The sequence below is a fragment of the Govania unica genome, assembly GCF_027920805.1.
In the GTDB taxonomy this organism is placed as follows: domain Bacteria; phylum Pseudomonadota; class Alphaproteobacteria; order Sphingomonadales; family Govanellaceae; genus Govanella; species Govanella unica.
In genome coordinates, this window is the sequence record NZ_JANWOI010000002.1 from 169,232 (window position 1) to 188,750 (window position 19,519).

Consider the following 19,519-nt stretch of genomic DNA (forward strand, 5'->3'; position numbering starts at 1 on the left):
GGGCGCGCAAAAGATTAAAGCGTGATCGGAGACTGGCTAGGGGGGGCTTGCGCAAAGGGCCGCGCGAAAGGCGGGGCAAGAGCAAGGCTTATGGTCTGGTCGCGGAAGCGCCAGACATCCTGCTGACGGGTCGGATAGGCGATCGCGAGCAGGGGCAGGAGCGGAGCCTTGGCCGCGACGCTCACGCAGAGCGTGCAATGGGTGCAGCTGTCGTGGGAAAGCTTGCCGTTGCTCTCGGCCCCGGAGGAGGAGCAGACGACCGCGAGGGCTTCGGCGAGACTGAGTTCCTTGCCCGGAACCGGCGCCGCCATGGTCGGCATGAAGCTCATCAGGACATGTGCGAACATGGCGAAAAGCGCCATGATCAGCGGAGATTTAAATGTCCTTATCCGTCCCATGGCGCGGACAATAGAAAGGGGTTCGGGCGAAGTCAATAATGGGGGGTGGGATTGCGGAAATTAATGCGTCACAGCAATCCGAGCGTCTTGAAGCTCACATGACTGTTGCGGGCGATGACCAGATGGTCATGGACATTGATGCCGAGTTTTTCCGCCGCGCCCTTGAGTTCGCGGGTCATCTCGATGTCCTCGCGGGACGGGGTGGGGTCGCCGCTTGGGTGGTTGTGCACCAGGATAAGCGCTGTGGCCCCGAGTTCGAGCGCCCGCTTGATGACCTCGCGCGGATAGATCGAGGTTTGGTCCACGGTGCCGCTGCTTTGCAGCTCGTCCATCATCAGCGTGTTCTTTTTATCGAGAAACAGCACCCGGAACTGTTCGTTCTGTTCATGGGCCATCACCGAGCGGCAATAGCCAATGAGCGCCTTCCACGAACTGATGACCGGCTGATTGAGGATATCTTCACGTTGCAGCGCGATGGCTGACGCTTGGGAGACCTTGAGCGCGAGCAGCACCGTCTCGCCAACCCCGGGAATTTCGCGCAGCCGGTCGCGCGGTGCGCTCAACACGGCGCTGAAACTGCCGAAGCGGCGGATAAGGTCCTTGGCCAGCGGCTTCAGATCCCGGCGTGGAATGGCCACGCAGAGCAAAAGCTCCAGCAGCTCATAATCCTTGAGCGAGTCCGGACCCTTGTCAAAAAAGCGCTCTTTCAGGCGCTGACGATGTCCGTGGTAATGTGGCTTTTGGTCGAGAGAGTCCTGATCTGCCACCTGTTCCCCCTGTTGGCAGCATGACGGGCCCCTACTCTAGAGATTGTAGGGCGGCTTGTGGAGCCCTTTCGGCGAGAGCGTGAAAATTTCGATGCCGTCCTTGGTGACGCCCACGCTATGTTCGAACTGCGCCGATAGCGAGCGGTCCTTGGTGACCGCGGTCCAGCCGTCATCCAGAACCTTCACATCGGCCTTGCCGAGATTGATCATTGGCTCGACGGTGAAAAACATGCCTTCGACCAGTTCTGGGCCGGTGCCCGGACGGCCGCAATGCAATACATTCGGGGAGTCATGGAAAATCCGCCCGAGGCCATGGCCGCAGAACACGTCGACCACGCCGCAGCGTTGCGATTTGGCATAGGTTTCGATGGCATGCCCGATATCGCCGAGCCGCGCGCCCGGCTTGACGGCGGCAAGCCCGAGCATCAGGCATTCATAGGTGATGTCGATCAGGCGGCGGGCCTTGACCGGGGTCGTGCCGACCGTGAACATGCGGCTGGTGTCGCCATGCCAGCCGTCGACGATGACGGTGACATCGATATTGAGGATGTCTTCGTCTTTCAGGCGTCGGTCGCCCGGAATGCCGTGGCAGACCACATGATTGAGCGAAATGCACACCGATTTCGGAAAACCCCGGTAATTGAGCGGGGCCGGGGTGCCGCCATTTTCGATAATGAAATCATGGCACAGGCTGTTCAGTTCATCGGTGGTGATGCCCGCTCGCACATGGGGGGTGATGAAATCGAGCGTCTCAGCGGCCAGACGACCGGCTCGGCGCATGCCTTCAAAGCCTTCGGGCCCGTGCAGCTTGATCGCGCTTGTGGCGGTCAGGGGGGCTTCCGAGGCGAGGATATAATTGCCGCGAGACTTGTCCATGGTCATGCTTTCTTCGTCATCACTAATCAATATTCAACGCGAGCGGCCGGGCCACCCGGATTTCCGTCGGGCTGAGGTCACAGGCATAGGCGATGGCCTCAACCCCGGCGTCCCGGGCTGCGCGAAAGGCTTGCGCATAACGCGGATCGATATCCTCCGCCAGACAAAAATGGGTGCAGTCGGCCCGTTGTGCAATATAGAACATGATCGCCCGGCCGCCATTTTTCACGATTTCGGCCATTTCCCGGAGATGTTTGGTCCCGCGTTCGGTCACGGCATCGGGAAATTCGGCTTCCGGGCCGCGTTTGAGCGTTACGCTCTTGATTTCCACATGGGCAGGCGGGAGACCGTTCTGATGTCCCTCAAGCAGCAGATCTATCCGCGAATTCGTGCCATATTTGACCTCGCGCCGGATGGTCGCATAGCCGCCGAGTTCCGGGATCAGGCCTTCGGTGATGGCCTCGGCCCCGAGTTTGTTCGGGTGGCCGGTGTTGATGCCCACAAGCGCGCCGTCGATCTCGACCAGTTCCCATTTATATTTGAGCTTGTTGGCCGGGTTGGTCGAAGGCGACAGCCAGACCGGGCTGCCGGGGGTCGCAAGCCCCAGCATGGAGCCCGAGTTCATGCAATGGGCCGTGACTATTTGTCCGTCCGGGAGAGACACATCGGCCAGGAATCGCTTATATCTCTTGACGAGGCGGCCGGGGAGCAGAGGATGATCGAATTTCATACCCGGTTTGTAACCGTCAGGACAAAGGAACGCAATGATGACCCAGAATATGGCGGCAACAGACCCGGTCAAGCGCGTGACGGCCTGTCTGTTGATCATCGGTGACGAGATCCTGTCCGGCCGTACGGAAGATGCCAATCTCAATTATCTGGCCAAGTGGCTGAATGAAGAAGGCATTGAATTGCGCGAGGTGCGGGTGATCCCGGATGTGGCCGAGGTGATCGTGCCCACTCTGAACGCGGTGCGTGGGGCATTTGATTATGTCTTCACCACCGGCGGCATCGGCCCGACCCACGACGATATCACGGCTGATTGTGTCGCCGCGGCCTTTGGCGTGCCGCTTGAATTCAATGCCGAGGCCGAGCGTCAGTTGATGACGCGAATGAACGGTCCTATGACCGAAGGCCGCCGCCGCATGACCCGCATTCCGGCAGGCGGACGCACCGTGCCCAATCCGGTCAGCGGTGCGCCGGGGATCGAGATCGGCAATGTGTTCGTGCTGGCGGGCATCCCCCGCGTCATGCAGGCCATGCTGGAAGAATTGCGCGGCCGGTTGCAGGGCGGACGCAAGGTGCAGTCGGCGGCGCTTCATGTTTTCGCGGGCGAATCCACCATGGCGGCGACACTCAGCCTGGTGCAGGACCGCGCGCCCGAAGTGGCGATCGGCAGTTACCCCTTCGTGACCGACGACAGCTATGGGGCAAGCCTCGTGCTGCGCTCGCCAGATCCAGTGGCGCTGGCGGCGGCTCTGGATGATTTGCGGGCCGAACTTCAGAAAAACGGCTTCACGGTCCATGAGGGTGAAGCAGATATCCATCTGAAATAGGGGACGTGGATCTGGGGCGATTAACCCGTAAAAGCTGGGCCTATCCCGACGCGATCTCCCTCGGTCAGGAAATGACGGAATAAGAATAATCACATCTGTTCAACCTCATGCGTTTGAGGCATATAAGATCCGCACCACCACCGACGCCCTCATGTGCCCGCTTGGCGGAATTGGTAGACGCAAGGGACTTAAAATCCCTCGGAGGGTAACCTCTGTGCCGGTTCGATTCCGGCAGCGGGCACCATCAGGTTATTGATATATTTCATATAAAGGCTTGATGCTTTTGGGGGCTCGATCCGGTGGTCGGGATGGGTAGCCGTCAATCCCTGTCTTCAGAACATAAACACCAACCTATTTGATCAGCCTGAGTTCAGTTTCTTCGGGCTGGCGCAGACGTTGTGCCGCTTGGCAGCGGCACATGTTGCGTTGAGGGCAACGATTTCGCCTGGCCCGTGCAATTGAGCCAAATCTTTTGCCACGATATCATCACAAATCTAAGGGCCTTTTGGGGGGCGTCAGGGATTCCACCCGTTTGTCGACAAGAGCTCTGGGAGGCGCGCCGGACCATTGCATTGGCCTTGCCAATTTTCCTGATTGAAATCGAAGTCACCGCTGTCCTTAACTAAAAGTGCAAAAATATGATAAAAAGACTTGGTATCAAGGGCTTGACATATCTCATGCTGACTGTGCTTCCGACTGTTGTGCATGCGCAGACGGCCCAGCCGATGAAAGCGATTGTCGGGGGGACTGTTGTTGATCTGGAAACCGGCAGGCTTATAGAGAATGCGGTGATCCTGATCGAGGGACAGCGGATCAAGGCTATGGGACCGGCGTCGGCGGTTCAGGTTCCGGTCAGTGCGGACGTCATCCATGCGGAGGGCAAATGGTTGTTACCTGGCATGATGGACATGCATGTGCATTTCGGACTTGTGCTGCCCGGTACACAGGGAATGGAACTGGCGCATGAGTCCGTGGCTGGATTGGCTTTACGCATGGAACGAAATGCGCAGGCCTCCTTATGGGCCGGGACGACCACTGTCCGCCTGACCGGGGAACGCGCCCATGCCGAATTTCCGCTGAAGGCCGACATCGACAAGGGCCTGATTGTTGGCCCGCGTATTTTCAGCGCCGGTGATCCGCTCATTCCCTCCGGAGGGCATGGGGGAGAATTCGAGGCGAACGGGATTGACGGCAAGGACGCGGTTATCAAGTTCGTGCGGCAGCAGCTGCAGGCCGGGGCGAGCTGGATCAAGTTGATGATCAGCAAGGGTCTTGCGGACAGCAGCGGCGATATTGCCGCCTCCGACATGACGTCCGAGGAAATGCGGGCAGCGGTCGAGATCGCTCATAGCCACGGGGCGAAGGTTGCGGCGCATACCGGGTCGCCGGTGGCCACGCTGCAAGCTCTTGAGGCTGGCGTGGATTCTTTTGAACATGGCTATTATCTCGACGAAAAAGTCTTTCGTGAGATGAAAAAGCGTGACAAATGGTACGTTCCAACCATTGTTGTGAGCCAAGCGGGGGCGCTGGAATTCTTCGCTAAGATCGGCTCTCCGCCCTGGTATCTCGAACGGGCGAAGCTGGTCGGCAAGGCGCATTGGCATAGCCTGCAAACCGCCATCAAGGGCGGCGTCAATATCGCCATGGGAACGGACCAGTTTCCCTTCGAGCCCAACGAGGGTACCGTGGCCGCGGTTCGCGAGACGGAACTTTACGTGGAAGCCGGGATGACGCCACTTCAGGCGTTGCGCGCGGCCATGGTCAATCCGGCTAGAATGCTTGGGGCGGAGGCCGATCTTGGCGGTCTCCAGTCGGGCAAATATGCCGATATCATTGCCGTGACGGCGAACCCGTTGCAGGACATTCGGGCTTTGCGCACCATCGGCTTTGTCATGAAGGGTGGCAACGTCATCCGCAACGACTGGTAGGCGAGGGTTAGGCTGGCCGTTATCGGCGGGTTCGAGTAGTTTGCTAAAAGCGCAACAAAATCGAACAATGATAACGATTGAACTAACACATTCGAGACCATTAGCATTTGGAATAATGATCGCACATGTGTGGTGACGCTTCGCATCGAGTTTGCCGTTGTCGTTAGCCGGGCATGTCTCGACTGGAGGAGCGAAGCGTGACCATGGTAAAGAAAATTCTACTTGCTTTGATAATGATGAGCGGTCTGGCCGGTGCGGTTGCGACGCCGGCAGCAGCAGCGGCCAAAAACGATCCGCTGGTTGCGATGTTTGTGTGGTGGAATAGCGCCTACAAACAGCAAGATGGCTTCACCACCGAGGCCTTTGCCAAATATTTCACGCCGGATGCCATCATGCGTATCAATGGCCGTGACAGTGCCAAGGGACCGACCGATCTGGCAGCGCATTTCCGCAAAATCCAGGAACGCACCCAGGCGGTTGAAATCATCCTGCCCTTCATCGACGAGTTCACCAATGGCAAGGGCGACCGGATTTTCACGCATCATTTCGTGACGGCGACCGAAGATGGCAAAGACTCCAAAGAGCGGGTGATGGGCTATGCCAGCATACGCAATGGAAAAATTTCGCTGATCAATTTTGTCAGCGTGCCAGTTGATGAGACCAGCGCAACCAAATAAGGCGCGGCTGTTCAGTCGACTTTCGTAAAACAACCCAAAAGAAATAATCTATATCCAGGAGATGGAAATGCTTCAGAGGAAGACACTTCAGTCAAATCGCTTCAAAAACCTGACGCTTTTGTCGAGCGCATCGTCAGTTGTTCTGGCCACACTTGCTGTGAGCACGGCCTTTGCCGCAGAAGCAACTGGCGATATGGCGGGACTTGAAGAAATCACGGTGACGGCACAGCGCCGGACCCAGGACGTACGCGAAGTTCCGATCAGCATGACCGTGTTCTCGGCGGCGGCGATCGAGAAGCAGAATATCAAAGGCGTTGAAGCTTATTTTTCCCAGACGCCGAACGTCAGCTTCACGAGCCAGGGCTCGCGTGATCGTAAGTCCCTGAGCCTGCGCGGCGTCAGCGATCAGCTTTCCGCCGATTCAAACATCAAGGCTGGCAGCTTCGCCTTCTATATCGACGAATTCAACGTTGCGAGCGGCACCTCCAATCCGGAAATCGTCGATATCGATCGCATCGAAATTCTGCGTGGTCCGCAGGGCACCTATTTCGGTCGCAATTCCATCGGCGGCGCCATCAACATCACCACCAAACAGCCGACCAATGAGGTGTTTGCTCAAGGGTCCGTGGGCTATTCAAGCTTCAATACCTGGGATCTTCAGGCCATCGGCAACCTGCCGGTCATCGAAGACAAGCTCGCTGTCCGTGTTGTCGGACGCTATGAGCACAGCGATGGAAATATCAAGAACATCAACCCCATCGGCGGCGGTAACGACAGCACCTATAAATATGGCAAGGCCATTGTCCGCATCACCCCGAATGAGCAACTGACCGTTGATCTGACTGTCTCGGGCACCGATGAAAAGGTCGGCATGCGCGCCGGTGTGCCGTCTGGTGTTCTGGCTACCTTCTCAAAGGGCCTCTATGCTGGCGGCTATGGTTTCCCTGTCATCAACGGCGGGCAGGCTCTGCCGGACGGCGTTGGCTTCTGGCCGGAAAATACCAACCGCGTCAATTTCAATCGCCCGCAGGATGTGGGCACGAAGCTTTATTATGCGACTGGCCGTATCAATTATCATGCCGATAATTTCAACGTCACGAGCGTAACAGGCTATATTCATTCCAAAGAATTCCTGCACGGCGATATCGACGGATCGAGCCTTGATCTCTTCTATGAAGAAGAGTCGATCAAGCGCAGCTCGCTCAGCGAGGAATTGCGGATTTCGTCCAACCCGGGCGGTCGCATCGACTGGACCATTGGCGGTATTGTTGGCCATGACAAAGGCAAGACCGCTCAGATCACTTATGCCGGCACACAGAACCCTGCACCATTCATCTGGGCGCCAGGCGATGCTGTGACCACGACCTATTCGGATGGCAATGCCAAAAACTACGCCGTTTTCGGGGAAGGGTCCTGGCATGTCAACGAGCGCTTGATCCTGACTCTGGCCGGGCGTTTTACGCGTGAAAAAGTGAGCGCCAATAACTTCAACACCTCTAATGGCATTATTACCGATGCCGTCAACGCCGGGGCCAGCTTCTCCAGCTTCTCGCCGCGAGTTGCCGTTAATTTTGCCGCCAGCGATGAAGTCAATCTCTATGCCACGGCGGCACGTGGCTTCAAGTCCGGGGGCGTTCAGGTTGGCGCCGCGACCGGACATGAATCCTTTGCGCCTGAAACCGTGTGGAACTATGAAGCCGGTATCAAGACTGAGTTTCTTGACAAGCGCCTGCGTATGAACCTTGCAGCCTTCTACATGGACTGGAAGAACATGCAGGTTGAGTACTCGTTCGGTGTTCAGGGCCCGGGCGGCGGCGTCAGCTTTGTTCAGGGGATCGGTAACGCGGCATCGGCACGCAGCTATGGTGTCGAGCTTGATATGCAGGCCCTTGTCATGCCGCATCTGACGGTTGGCGGGACTGCGGGTTACCTGAACGCGAAGTTCAAGGACTTCCCGAACGCGGTTGTCGATGGCAATGTTATGGACCTTAGCGGTTACACCATTCCGAACGCGCCGAAATGGACGCTCAGCGCCAATGTCGAATATAACCGCGAGATTGCTGACGGGTATAACGGCTTTATCCGGGCTGAATGGTCATATAAGGACGCGATCAAGTCGAACATTGCGGCGCTTGGACATTCGGGCTTCCCGTATGATGTCCCGAGCTTCAACTTCTTCAATCTCCGCGGTGGTGTTGAAAGCGACAACTACGGCATCAATGTTTATGCTGAAAATATCTTCAACAAGAAGTATTTCACCAACGCTTATGAAAAAGCCTTCATTGGCGGCATGTTCCTTGAGCCGTCCTTCCGTTCCTTCGGTGTCAAGTTGACCGTGAAGACGAACTGATGGCGATGCTAAAATATGGGTCAGTAATGACACTGGTGGTGGCTGCTTTTGCAGCCACCATTCCTGTTTCTAACGCGGCCGCGGCCCCGGCAGCGCTTGCCACTGCGCAAACTGAATCCGAGCGGTTCCAGTCATTCCTGAATGGCATTTACGAGCAGGAAATTCTGGACAGCCCCATGCTGGCCACGAATTTTGGCCGCAAAGAAGGTTATGGCAAATGGGACGATATCTCGGCCCGCGCCGAAGAGGCTGGCATAGCCCGCGTCAAAAAAGACCTGAAAACCGCGCAGACGAAATTTCAGTACGATAAGCTTGATGAGAAAAGCAAGCTGCAGTACCGCGTTTTTATTGATGAACAAAATCTTCTGCTCGACCGCCATCGCTGGCGCAATCAGTTATATCCGCTCAATCAGATTGTCGGGTTGCAGGTCGAAGTTCCGGGCATTCTGATCAATCAGCATTCGATCGACACTGTTGCCGATGCGGAGGCCTATATCAGCCGCCTCACAGCCACTGACCGGTTGTTCGGCCAGTTGATGGATCAGATGCGGCGTCAGGCTGCTGAAGGCATTTATATGCCGAAGCAGTTGTATCCGATTCTGATTGCCGACGCGCGACAGGTTGTGACCGGTGCGCCTTATGATACAGGCCCGGATAGCCCGGTCTGGGCTGACTTCAACCGGAAAATTGCGGCGTTGGACATTCCCGCCGACCAGAAAGCCGCCCTGCTTGCCAAAGCACGGGTGGCGCTCACAACGTCGTTCAAACCGGCTTACGATCGCCTTGTGGCGTTGCTGATGCAACAGGCTGCACTGTCGAAGACGGATGGCGGCGTCTGGCAGCTGAAGGACGGCGTTGCATTCTATGAATTTCTGATCAGTCAGTTCACCACGACCAAGATGACTCCGGCCGACATTCATGACCTCGGGCTGCGTGAAGTGGCGCGTGTTCAGCATGAAATGCAGGCCATCATGAAGACCGTCGGCGCGAGCGGCAGCGTGATTGACTTCATGGCGCAGACTAAGGCTGATCCGAAATTTTATTATCCCGATACCGATGAGGGCCGCATGGCCTACCTCAATCGGGCGCGGGGTATTGTCGGCGACATGCAGGCCAAACTGACCGAAGTTTTCTTCGCGCCAGCGCCTCTGCCGCTCGAAGTGCGCCGTACCGAGGCCTATAAGGAAGCGTCGGCACCGTCCGGCTATTATGAGGCCGGATCTTTGGACGGCAAACGACCGGGCGTGATCAATCTCAATCTTTCCAATATGAAGATCATGGCGACGTTTGATATGGATGATCTTCTGTATCATGAGGGCGTGCCGGGCCATCACATGCAGATTTCCACGATCATGGTGGATAAATCGATTCCGCAACTGCGCAAGGTTGATCAGTGGTGGCAGAACAGTGCCTTTGTCGAAGGCTGGGGGCTTTATGCCGAAGGTCTCGCCAAGGACATGGGCTTCTATAAGGATCCCTATGCTGACTTCGGCCGGCTGTCCGGTGAGTTATGGCGGGCCACGCGTCTCGTGGTCGATAGCGGCCTTCATTATAAGCGCTGGTCGGCCGAACAGGCGATCAAATATCTGAACGAGAATACGCCAAGTTCCGAAGCGGCCAACCGGCTCGCGGTGGAACGCTATCTGGCGGTGCCTGGTCAGGCCACGTCCTTCATGGTCGGCATGAAGAAATTTAAGGATGAGCGGGAACGCGCCCGCGTCGCGCTCGGTCCGGATTTCGATATTCGCGAATATCACAATGTGGTGCTGCGGAACGGGTATATCCCGCTATGGGCCGTTGAACAGGCCGTTGATAGCTGGATCGCCCAAAAGAAAATCGCCCATACCAACTGATCCCCGTAAATCCTGATCAGCGAACAAGATCGCTGATCAGGACCGGTTTGACGGGCGGGCGCGGGGTGAAGCCGCCGACCTGGGCTTCACCAAGGTTATGGACTTTGGCCAGTCGACGCGTGACGGCATGTCCGCAATAACGGCCCTGGCACAGTCCCATACCTGTCCGGCAGGCGAGCTTGACGGCGTCGGCTGTCTGAAGATGCGGGGCGGCCGCAAGTGCTGCGTCGAACTGTTTCACGGTGATGGTTTCGCAACGGCACAAAATGGTGTCATCGGTTGTCAGGCTATCCAGCAGGTCAACCGGCGGGCGGCCAAGCGCCGTGAGCAAGCGAGCAAATTCATCAAGACGCTGAAGCTCTGATTTCACACGCGCGATCGGCTCGGCGATTTCAGTTGCGCGCACGCGCCCGAGATCCAGCAGAATGGCATGAGCGGCGAGATGGCCTTCAGCGGCGGCAACCTCCGCCCCTGCGACGCCGGTGATTTCACCGGCAACGTAAATGCCCTGTTTTGCCGTCCGCATAAAGTCATCATGGGGAATGATCCATCCGCCGCCTGAGGCGCTATCCCATTCGGCCTCGATCCCGGCCTGCCGGGCCAGTTCGGCGGAGGGCAGAAAGCCGTGGCAACTTCCAACCCGGTCGCAGGCGATCACATGTTCCGTTCCGGCAATGGCCCGGCCCCGGCGGTCAATTTTGCCGATGGTGGCGGAGCTGACGGCACCCTGGCCCTCTGCTCGCCGGATTGCCTGACCAAAGAGCACAGGCACGCCCGCCCGCTGCAGCCGTACCAATATCCGGGCGATTTCAAGGAACTTACGCGCATGTTGCGCGATGACTTTCAGATTTGCTGCGGCCTTCAGAAAGGTCATGCGGCTTTGCGCGAAGACCACCGCCGCGACCTCGCCACCGCCCTTTAGAATTTGATCGGCGACGATCAGTTGCAAGGGATGGCTGCCGACAAACAGGAACCGTTCGCCCGGCACAATCTGCTGGCTTTTGACAAAGGCCTGAATGCCGCCCGTTGCCATGACGCCAGGCAGGGTCCAGCCGGGAAAAGGCACCGGCAGATCATAACAGCCCGGCGCGATCAGGACGGCTTTGGCCTTGAGCCGGACCAGACCCGCAGGCGAGGACAGCCACAGGAGATATTTTTCAGATGTGTCGCCGGACCGGAAGATGCCGAGCACCGTGGTGCTGAAGTGCCAGTTGATCCCGGGGGCGGCCTGCGCCTTGGCCAGCAGCTGCTTTCCGGCGTCGTAAAGTTTTCCGTCCAGCCAGTGGGGCACGCTGAAATTTCCGGGCGGCTGGCGGTAGATCTGGCCCCCGGCGGCGGGCTGTTCGTCAATCACATGAATCGTGAGGCCGGGCTGGCTTGCGAGCACCGTGAGCGCAGCCATGCCAGCAGGTCCGGCACCGATCACGGCGACATCGATTTCGGCGATGATGGGGCTCTGCTCACTCATGTTCGCCGTCTCGTTTCTCGGTGGTTCCCGTGTAAATTCGCATACCGTCGCTGACAGGCGTCATGCAGGCCCGGCGGCGGATCGGAAGGGGGGTATCTGCGATCTCGACCATGCATTCGAAACAGACGCCCATATTGCACACCGGGCCTCGTGGGTTCCCCGCCTGATCACGCCGGAACGCGAGCCGTCCGGTGGCGAGCAGCGCCGTTGCGATGGTTTCGCCAGCAAAACAGGAGATCACGTGGTCATCGATCTGAATGGAGATCGGCGTCCCTCTGTCGATCGTATTGTCGAGGCGTTTGCTCATCTGTTGCCCTGACCCATGAACATGTTGATATGGCGGAACCGGGCCGGGCTATAGGCGTCTATTTTGCACGACGTGCGGCCGCTCAGGATAAGTTCGCTCATCAGATACCCATAGGTCGGGCCGAGGGTGAAGCCGGAGCCTCCGGTGGCGACAAAAAATCCCGGAGCTTCGGGCACTTCGCCGAGAATGGGCAGTTGGTCGGTGGTGATGCCGACAATGCCGGTCCAGCTGCGCAGCAGATAGCGATTGCGGACCATGGGAATGATGTCGGCGGCAACCTTCAAATTCTCGATGATATTCTGTTCCACAAGCTCGGGGCGGCGCTCGGTGGTGATGACGCCGGCGTCATGCTGGAATTGGGATGGCCAGCCACCGCCGATCAGGATATTGCCGCCATGCACCTGTTTCATGGACAGCTTGCGTCCGGCATGCTGGATCAAATGGCCGATCACGGCGGGGCCGCTGTCGGTGATATTCATGGACAGCGGCACGGCGAAGACCGGCAGATGGATATCGACCATGCGTGCGATATTGCCAGCCCATGCTCCGGCCGCATTGACGACCGCGGACACTTCCAGGGTTTCAACGACGTCATTTGGGCCTTTGATATCAACCTGCCAACCCGCCCCGGCCCGCTTGATGGCCAATATTTTGCTTTCGGTGCGAATGTCGGCGCCGTGTCTTTGCGCCCCGCGTGCGAGGGCCAGAGTAACGAGGCGCGGGTTGCCATGGCCTTCCTGATCGCAATATCCGGCCGCTTGAATCGATTTCGACAGATAGGGGGCGATCACGCGCGCTTCGTCGCCCGTCAGCAACTGGGTCGGCAGTCCCCATTGCGCTTCAAGGGCGAATTTCTTTTTCAGTAACGCGACTTCGCTGTCGGTCTCGGCGACCATGAGGCCGCCCTTCATGACGATCTCGATATCCTCGCCAAGCTCCGCCTCAAGACCGGCCCAATGTTTCATCGCCAGCAGGTTGAGCGGAATGACCTGGGCGAATTGTTCGGTCTGCCGGTCGCCATGTTCGATCAGACGATGTTCAAGCTGAAAATGCAGCGAGCCGGCATTCTGGCCCGAGGCCTGGCGGTTGAGTTGACCCTGCTCGGCCAGAACAACCGAGGCTCCAGCCTTTGCAAGATAATAGGCGGTGGCACAGCCAACCAACCCGCCACCAATGATCAGAACGTTATGCTGCGTCATGAACTAAGGTTTTACCCAAAGCACGCAGGCTGTGGCAAATCACTTCTTGGTTTTCTGGCGTCAGTTCCAGCAATGGCTTGCGTGGATAGCCGCCGGAAACACCCTGCACATTCAGGGCTTCCTTGAAAATGGCGGCGGCTGAGCCGAATTTGGCGGTGTAATCGTGGTTGAACCATTCGGTCATGATGGCCCGATCCTTGGCCCCGTAGGCGAGCGCCTCATCAATGTTTCCGGCCCAGATGGAGTTGAAGAAATTGGGCTGATCGGACCCGAGAACGCCGCCTGCACCCATCAGGCCGTCGGCATTGTGATGCTGGACAAGACTCGCGCCCATCTCATTCATGGGAACGCCGAAAATACGGACTTTATCTTTCAGCGCGAAGAACGTGTCGAGGAAATGTCGGAAGTTGCCGGTCGAATTCTTGATGGCGACGACCTTGTCAAGATCGGCGAGCCGCGTCAGCAGGCCCAAAGACATATCGATGTTGGTTCCTGGCGGCCAGTTATAGACGCACATCGGCAGGCTGATGCGGTTGTTGATGTCTTCGTAAAAAGAAAAAAGCTCGGATTCATTCGGCGCAATATAGGGAGGCGGCGTGACAAGAATGCCGTCAAACTTTGCATCGGCGGCCATCTGAGCATTTTCAACCACGTCATCGGCGGAAAATCCTGTGCAACCGGCAATGATGGTCATTTTTCCCTTGAGGGTTTCGCCAGCCGCGCGATAGACAGCCAGACGCTCGCTGCGGTCGAGCGCAAACCATTCCCCCGTGGTGCCCGCAATAACGGTGCCGTGCATGCCTTGCGCATGCAGCCACTCCAACAACTGTCGGAATTTGGCATCGTTATAGGTGCCGTCACGCTCGAATGTCGTCGTTGTTGCCGGGATGTAACCCCGCCAATCGACGCTGGATCTATCCATTCTAATCACTTTCTTTCGCAAATCAGGGTCTGAAGAGAAAATTAGAAGGTTTTGATTTGCAAAGAAAATGAATATTTGTTGCGTATGGGGTAACGAAATTCAGATTGTGTTTTTGGCTGGCTGGTTTCGAAAGGCGGCGCGCAAATTGGTCTCGATGGTCTTGAGAAGATTGCTCGCCGGGATGGGCAACAATCGGCCAAGCCGGGTGACGATTTGAAACTTTGTCGTTTGCAGTTCAAGATGATCGAGCGGCACGGCGATTAACTCGCCCTTGGCCAGTTCATCGAACACGACGATCTCGCTCAGGATGGAAACGCCCTGACGATCTTTGACGAATTGTTTAAGCAGGGCCAGAGAATTGGTGGTCATGATTGGCGACAACCGCTCCCCCGCCTGCATTTCGAGGGGAGAAAGCATCTCGCGAATACGAAATGACTGGTCTGGAAGCGCCAGCCGGTACTCCGCGAGATCAGACAGTTTGATTGAGGCCCGCTGGGCCATCGGATCATCCGGATGGACGATGACCTTGAGCGGCTGCGGCACAGTAATGACGGTGCGGATCTTCGGGTCCGGCGGAGAATGAAAAACCATGCCGATATGCGCTTCGTCGTCGCGCACGAGCTGAAGAACCTTATTCGAGCTTTCAATATTGATCGACAGGCTGATGTTACTGTGAAGATCCGTGAACTGATGCAGGATGCGCGAGAACAGCGGGCTCACAAAGCCTTCGCCAATGGCCAGGATGATATGGCCGGATCGGTTGCCGCGCAGTTCCTGCAACTCGGAAATATAAACTTCGTCATGGGCCTGTTTTTCGCGGTAATAACGGATGAGAAGTTCGCCCGCCTCGGTGAGCTTGATGGATCGCCGCCCGCGCTCCAAAAGAGGGGTGCCAAGTTCAGCTTCAAGAAAGGCAATCTGCCGGCTGATGGAAGAGGTCGCAACGTTCAGGCGTTCGCTTGCGGCCCGCATAGTGCCGGTGCGGGCGGCTTCGAACAGATATTGAATGTGACGTTCATATTGCCCGAGGTTCATTCCGCGCCGCCCCTGTGTCGTAGTTTGCGTATTATGCTATGATAGTAGCATTACGTTGCAAATACTCCATGTCATATTTTGCAAAAGCCTGAGCTGCGGCGGGCCCGGGCTTAAGTTATGATTTTCGCGACGGGCTGCGGAGAGTGTTGGAATCATCAAGGGGGGGGGCGGGCATGCCAAAGCAAGATGGCAAGACTTCAGCCACTTACGCGGGTGACGGGATCGAGGGTAAGCTCAGCCATTCTATGGATCGTCGCAAGTTTTGCGGTCTTGCCGCCGCTGCGGGTTTGATCGGCTCGCAGGGGTTTGCAGCTGTTGCGGCGCAAAACAGGGAAAGGGTCACCGTGAGCGATATCGTCATGATGGATGGCCTGGAGCTGTCCCGGTCCATTCGCAGCAAAATCCTGTCCTGCCGGGAGGTGATGACCGCCTATCTCGATCATATCGAGCGGTTCAACCCCAAGGTCAATGCCATCATCATGCTGCGCGATCGGGCTGATCTTTTGCGCGAGGCGGACACGCGGGATGCGGAGCTTGCGCGCGGGGACTATGGCGGTTGGATGCATGGCTTCCCTCAGGCGGTCAAGGATCTGTCCGATGTGAAGGGACTGCGGACCACCTGGGGCTCGCCGCTGTTTGTGCAGAATATCGCCATCCAGGACAGCGCTTTCGTGGCCCGCATGCGCAAAGCCGGTAGCATTTTCATCGGCAAAACCAATACGCCGGAATTCGGGCTTGGCTCCCAAAGCTATAACACGGTTCATGGCACCACGCTCAATGCCTATGATCAGACGAAAACCGCCGGTGGCAGTTCGGGCGGGGCGGCGGTGGCTTTGGCGTTGCGCATGGTGCCGGTGGCCGATGGCAGTGATTTTGCAGGCTCCCTGCGTAATCCCGCAGCCTATAACAATGTCTTTGGCATGCGGCCGAGCTTTGGCCGGGTGCCGGATAGCGGGGGCGAATTGTTCGTGTCACAGCTTGGGGTGGCTGGACCCATGGCGCGGACAGTCAGCGATCTGGCCATGCTGCTCGCGGTGCAGGCTGGCCCGGACCCGCGCGCGCCCTTGTCCATCGAACAGGACCCGGCGCTCTATACGGAGCCGCTCAAGCGGGATTTCAAACAGACGCGGATCGGCTGGCTCGGGGATTTCAAGGGCTATCTGGCCATGGAGCCCGGGGTCATGGAGTTATGCAAAACCTCGTTCAAAGCCTTCGAAAGCATCGGCTGTGTGATCGAAGACGCGCACACGGATTTTTCGCTCGATCAGCTGTGGACGGCCACGGTGATCTTACGCAACTGGATGGTCGGCGGCGGCCTTGGGGCGCTTTACAAGGACCCGGCCAAGCGGGCCAGACTGAAACCGGAAGCGCAATGGGAAGTGGAGCGTGGTTTGGCCCTGTCGGCGGAGGATGTCTATAAAGCCTCGACCCTGCGCTCGGACTGGTACCGGGCGGTGCTGAAGCTGTTCGATCACTATGACTATCTGCTGCTGCCCACGGCCCAGGTTTTCCCGTTCGATGCCAAGCTGCATTGGCCGAAAGCGATCAATGGCCGGGCCATGGACAGCTATCACCGCTGGATGGAAATTGTCCTGCCAATCACCATGTCCGGCTGTCCGGCGATCAATGTGCCGGTGGGCTTCAACGCCCAGGGCCTGCCCATGGGCGTGCAGATCGTCGGCCGCAATCATGGCGAGCAGGCGGTGATGCAGCTCGCCTATGCCTATGAGCAGGCCACGGGCTGGGTCCAGAACCACCTGCCGCCGTTGTTGCTTTCAGCTTAAGGCGGGGCAGGCGCTTTGTTGTTCGTCGCTTATGCTGACGAAGTTAAGTTCGGACACCCGCTGACCTTTGATGACGGCATAGCCCATGACATGCCAGCAGGATTGCTCCCCCTTCGCGACGGCCGTGATCATGTGATAGGTGAAGACCCGATCGCCGGACACAAAGCTTTCCTGGAACGGCAGCCAGACGATCACTTTTTCGGCGTCATCACGCATGGTCTGGAAATGTCGGGTGATCGCGGCCAGGCCCTTGGCGCGCTTTTCGCCATTCATGTAGATCACGGCATCCGGCGTGTAATAGCGGGCAAAATCCTGCTGCGTGAAGCCGCTGTCGGAGGCATAGGCCTTGTTCCACCAGGCAAACATGTCGGTGAGGATCTTCGCGTTATCTGCGGCCAGAACCGGTTTCGCAAACAGGCTGGCGGCGATCAGGATGGCCAGCAAAAGACCTTTTGATTTCATCATATGTCCCCTTTGTGTGGTGTTATTTGACGCTTTTGATCCAGCGATCGAGTTTCTGATCGAGGATAGTGAGCGGCATGCTGCCACCCATCAGGATCTGGTCGTGGAATGTCCGCACATCAAATTTGGCGCCAAGCTCCTGCCGGGCTTTGGCCCGGAGGCGGCTGATATCCAGCTGGCCGATTTTATAGGACAGCGCCTGGCCCGGATAAGCCACATAGCGTTCGACCTCGGCCGCGGCCTGGGGGTGATCCATGGACGAATGGTCCATCATCCACTTGATGCCATCCTCCGTGCTCCAACCCATGGCGTGAATGCCGGTGTCGATGACCAGACGATTGGCGCGCAGCATTTCATTCATCAGATGCCCGTAATATTGCCAAGAGTCGTCAAACAGTCCCATTTCCTTGCCGAGAGATTCGCAGTAAAGCGCCCAGCCTTCGCCGTAAGCGTTATAGAAAGTGAGGCGGCGAAAGGACGGCAGGGATTTGATGTCTTCAGCCAAAGACGTCTGGAAATGATGCCCCGGATAGGTCTCATGCAGCGTGGTGGTCATGACGATGAATTTATCCCGCATGCCCGGCGCATAGATGTTCATCCACAGAATGCCGGGGCGTGAGCCATCGGCGGCGGCTTGCTGATAATTTCCATTGCCCTGATAGTTCTGGGAGGATTGAGGCAGCGCCCGGATTTCCAGTTTGGCTTTGGGCATGACATCGAACAGCGTGGGCAGCTTCGGAAGGATGCGGTCAAGGGCGGCGTTATAGGCGGGCAGGACTTCGGCCGGGCTGTCGAAATGCAAGGCAGGGTCGCTGCGGACATGGGCCAGAAATTCACTGAGGCTGCCGTCGAAATGAACTGCCGTTCTGATTTTATCCAGCTCCTGCGTGATGCGTTCGACTTCGGCAAGGCCGAGGGCGTGAATGTCGCCAGACGTCAGGTCCGAGGTGGTATGGGACGCCACCTTATAAGCATAAAGCGCCGCGCCATCCGGCAGCGCGCCAAGCCCCGGAGTCGCATAGGCATGGGGCAGATAGTCGTTCTGCAGGAAATTATGCAGATTTTCATAGGCCGGCTCGATGACCTCGGTGATTTTCGCGGCATAGGCTTTGGTCAGGCGGGCGCGGTCGGTGGCTGAAAAACTGTCGGGCATGGCGAGGATGGGATGCCAGAATTCGGTTTTCTCCGGCGGCCGGCCAAAATAATTCTGCAACTGCGGTAACAGGCGTTCGACCACGACGCGGGGGAGCACAACGCCTTTGGCCATGCCTTCCTTCATGCGGTTGATCGCCTCGACCGTCCAGCGGGCATAGCTGTCGGCGCGCATCAGCGCATGATCGTAATTCTCGACCGTTTTGAAGTTGTAGGACCCGGCCCCTGCGGCATCGAGCGCGAAGGCGGTGTGCTGGCCCATGAACTGATTGATCGGCAACATGCGCTCGGTGGCATAGGTGCCATTTTTATAATGGTCCAGATCCTGATCGATCTTGTAGCGCAACATGTCATAACTGATGCGCGCAGTTTCATCCAGATGTGCGGGGGAGATGCGGGACAGCGCGTCTTGATAGCGGCTCAGCATGGCGACCATATCGGTCAGCCATTGCTCCTCAAGCGAGTTGTCGAATTCTGTTTCAGAGGCGGTGACGCCTTGCACCAGGGCTTGCTGCGGATTGAGCTTCAGCCAGTCCCGCCAGTAATTTTTATAAAGCTGCTCAAGTTGCGCGCTTGGGGCTGTGGTGGCGATCTGCGGCTTTTCTTTGGCATGTCCGATTGTTGGCAGGATGCAGGACGTCAACATAATCGGCAGCAGAATAGCGTGAACACGGGATTTCATCACAGTCCCCTCGACAGTCAGAATGCAAAAAACTTGTGGCCCTGCATCATCAGACGCAGGGCCACTTTGACTATAAAAGTTTTTGGCGCTGGTTTTCTAATGC

At 57.5% G+C, this 19,519-nt stretch carries 17 protein-coding genes and 1 tRNA gene; 7 read left to right on the forward strand and 11 right to left on the reverse strand.

The features are described from left to right. Positions 1 to 14 precede the first annotated feature (14 nt). The 4 genes from NYP16_RS05685 to sfsA form a co-directional block, all read right to left on the reverse strand. Positions 15 to 347 (reverse strand): hypothetical protein, encoded by a 333-nt coding sequence (locus NYP16_RS05685; protein ID WP_274943153.1) that lies wholly within the window; start codon positions 345 to 347, stop codon positions 15 to 17. 119 nt (positions 348 to 466) lie between these two features. Beyond that, complete coding sequence (gene radC, locus NYP16_RS05690; RefSeq protein ID WP_274943154.1) at positions 467 to 1,165, reverse strand: RadC family protein; 699 nt, start codon at positions 1,163 to 1,165, stop codon at positions 467 to 469. A 36-nt stretch (positions 1,166 to 1,201) separates the two neighbouring features. Then, positions 1,202 to 2,041 (reverse strand): type I methionyl aminopeptidase, encoded by an 840-nt coding sequence (gene map, locus NYP16_RS05695; RefSeq protein ID WP_274943155.1) that lies wholly within the window; start codon positions 2,039 to 2,041, stop codon positions 1,202 to 1,204. Positions 2,042 to 2,063: 22 nt separating this feature from the next. Further along, positions 2,064 to 2,771 carry a DNA/RNA nuclease SfsA gene (sfsA, locus tag NYP16_RS05700; protein WP_274943571.1) on the reverse strand — a complete coding sequence of 236 codons (708 nt, stop codon included), beginning with the start codon at positions 2,769 to 2,771 and terminating at the stop codon, positions 2,064 to 2,066. Between the two features lie 37 nt (positions 2,772 to 2,808). Between sfsA and NYP16_RS05705 the strand changes: the two genes are divergently transcribed. The 6 genes from NYP16_RS05705 (at position 2,809) to NYP16_RS05730 (ending at position 10,405) form a co-directional block, all read left to right on the forward strand. Continuing rightward, entirely contained in the window at positions 2,809 to 3,597 is a 789-nt protein-coding gene (locus tag NYP16_RS05705; RefSeq protein ID WP_274943156.1) for a competence/damage-inducible protein A, read from the forward strand. Between the two features lie 155 nt (positions 3,598 to 3,752). Beyond that, positions 3,753 to 3,841 (forward strand) — tRNA-Leu (locus NYP16_RS05710). Between the two features lie 433 nt (positions 3,842 to 4,274). Next, the gene (locus tag NYP16_RS05715; protein ID WP_274943157.1) at positions 4,275 to 5,525 is read left to right on the forward strand and encodes an amidohydrolase family protein; all 1,251 of its coding nucleotides are present in this window, start codon (positions 4,275 to 4,277) and stop codon (positions 5,523 to 5,525) included. A gap of 173 nt (positions 5,526 to 5,698) precedes the next feature. Further along, a complete protein-coding gene (locus NYP16_RS05720; RefSeq protein WP_274943158.1) occupies positions 5,699 to 6,202 on the forward strand; it encodes a nuclear transport factor 2 family protein in 504 nt (167 codons plus the stop codon). Positions 6,203 to 6,269: 67 nt separating this feature from the next. Continuing rightward, entirely contained in the window at positions 6,270 to 8,552 is a 2,283-nt protein-coding gene (locus NYP16_RS05725; protein ID WP_274943159.1) for a TonB-dependent receptor, read from the forward strand. Next, positions 8,552 to 10,405 (forward strand): DUF885 domain-containing protein, encoded by a 1,854-nt coding sequence (locus NYP16_RS05730; protein WP_274943160.1) that lies wholly within the window; start codon positions 8,552 to 8,554, stop codon positions 10,403 to 10,405. Before NYP16_RS05725 ends, NYP16_RS05730 begins: the two co-directional genes overlap by 1 nt. 16 nt (positions 10,406 to 10,421) lie before the next feature. Here the strand turns inward: NYP16_RS05730 and NYP16_RS05735 are convergent, their stop codons facing one another. The 5 genes from NYP16_RS05735 to NYP16_RS05755 form a co-directional block, all read right to left on the reverse strand. Further along, the gene (locus NYP16_RS05735) at positions 10,422 to 11,873 is read right to left on the reverse strand and encodes an NAD(P)/FAD-dependent oxidoreductase (protein ID WP_274943161.1); all 1,452 of its coding nucleotides are present in this window, start codon (positions 11,871 to 11,873) and stop codon (positions 10,422 to 10,424) included. Continuing rightward, a complete protein-coding gene (locus tag NYP16_RS05740) occupies positions 11,866 to 12,180 on the reverse strand; it encodes a (2Fe-2S)-binding protein (protein ID WP_274943162.1) in 315 nt (104 codons plus the stop codon). The genes NYP16_RS05735 and NYP16_RS05740 overlap by 8 nt, the downstream gene beginning before the upstream one ends. Next, positions 12,177 to 13,379: an NAD(P)/FAD-dependent oxidoreductase gene (locus NYP16_RS05745; RefSeq protein ID WP_274943163.1), complete on the reverse strand. Its 1,203-nt coding sequence runs from the start codon at positions 13,377 to 13,379 to the stop codon at positions 12,177 to 12,179. Before NYP16_RS05745 ends, NYP16_RS05740 begins: the two co-directional genes overlap by 4 nt. Continuing rightward, positions 13,366 to 14,301 carry a dihydrodipicolinate synthase family protein gene (locus tag NYP16_RS05750; RefSeq protein ID WP_274943164.1) on the reverse strand — a complete coding sequence of 312 codons (936 nt, stop codon included), beginning with the start codon at positions 14,299 to 14,301 and terminating at the stop codon, positions 13,366 to 13,368. The genes NYP16_RS05745 and NYP16_RS05750 overlap by 14 nt, the downstream gene beginning before the upstream one ends. Positions 14,302 to 14,400: 99 nt before the next feature. Next, the gene (locus NYP16_RS05755) at positions 14,401 to 15,336 is read right to left on the reverse strand and encodes a LysR family transcriptional regulator (protein WP_274943165.1); all 936 of its coding nucleotides are present in this window, start codon (positions 15,334 to 15,336) and stop codon (positions 14,401 to 14,403) included. A gap of 173 nt (positions 15,337 to 15,509) precedes the next feature. On the opposite strand from NYP16_RS05755, the gene NYP16_RS05760 reads away from it, so the two are divergent. Continuing rightward, the gene (locus NYP16_RS05760) at positions 15,510 to 17,120 is read left to right on the forward strand and encodes an amidase (protein ID WP_274943166.1); all 1,611 of its coding nucleotides are present in this window, start codon (positions 15,510 to 15,512) and stop codon (positions 17,118 to 17,120) included. On the opposite strand, the gene NYP16_RS05765 is transcribed toward NYP16_RS05760, so the two are convergent. After that, on the reverse strand, positions 17,112 to 17,585 hold the full coding sequence (locus NYP16_RS05765) for a nuclear transport factor 2 family protein (RefSeq protein WP_274943167.1): 474 nt from the start codon (positions 17,583 to 17,585) through the stop codon (positions 17,112 to 17,114). The two genes, NYP16_RS05760 and NYP16_RS05765, sit on opposite strands and share 9 nt — an antisense overlap. A gap of 19 nt (positions 17,586 to 17,604) precedes the next feature. After that, positions 17,605 to 19,416, reverse strand: a complete 1,812-nt coding sequence (locus NYP16_RS05770; RefSeq protein WP_274943168.1) for a DUF885 domain-containing protein — start codon at positions 19,414 to 19,416, stop codon at positions 17,605 to 17,607. Between the last annotated feature and the right edge of the window lie 103 nt (positions 19,417 to 19,519).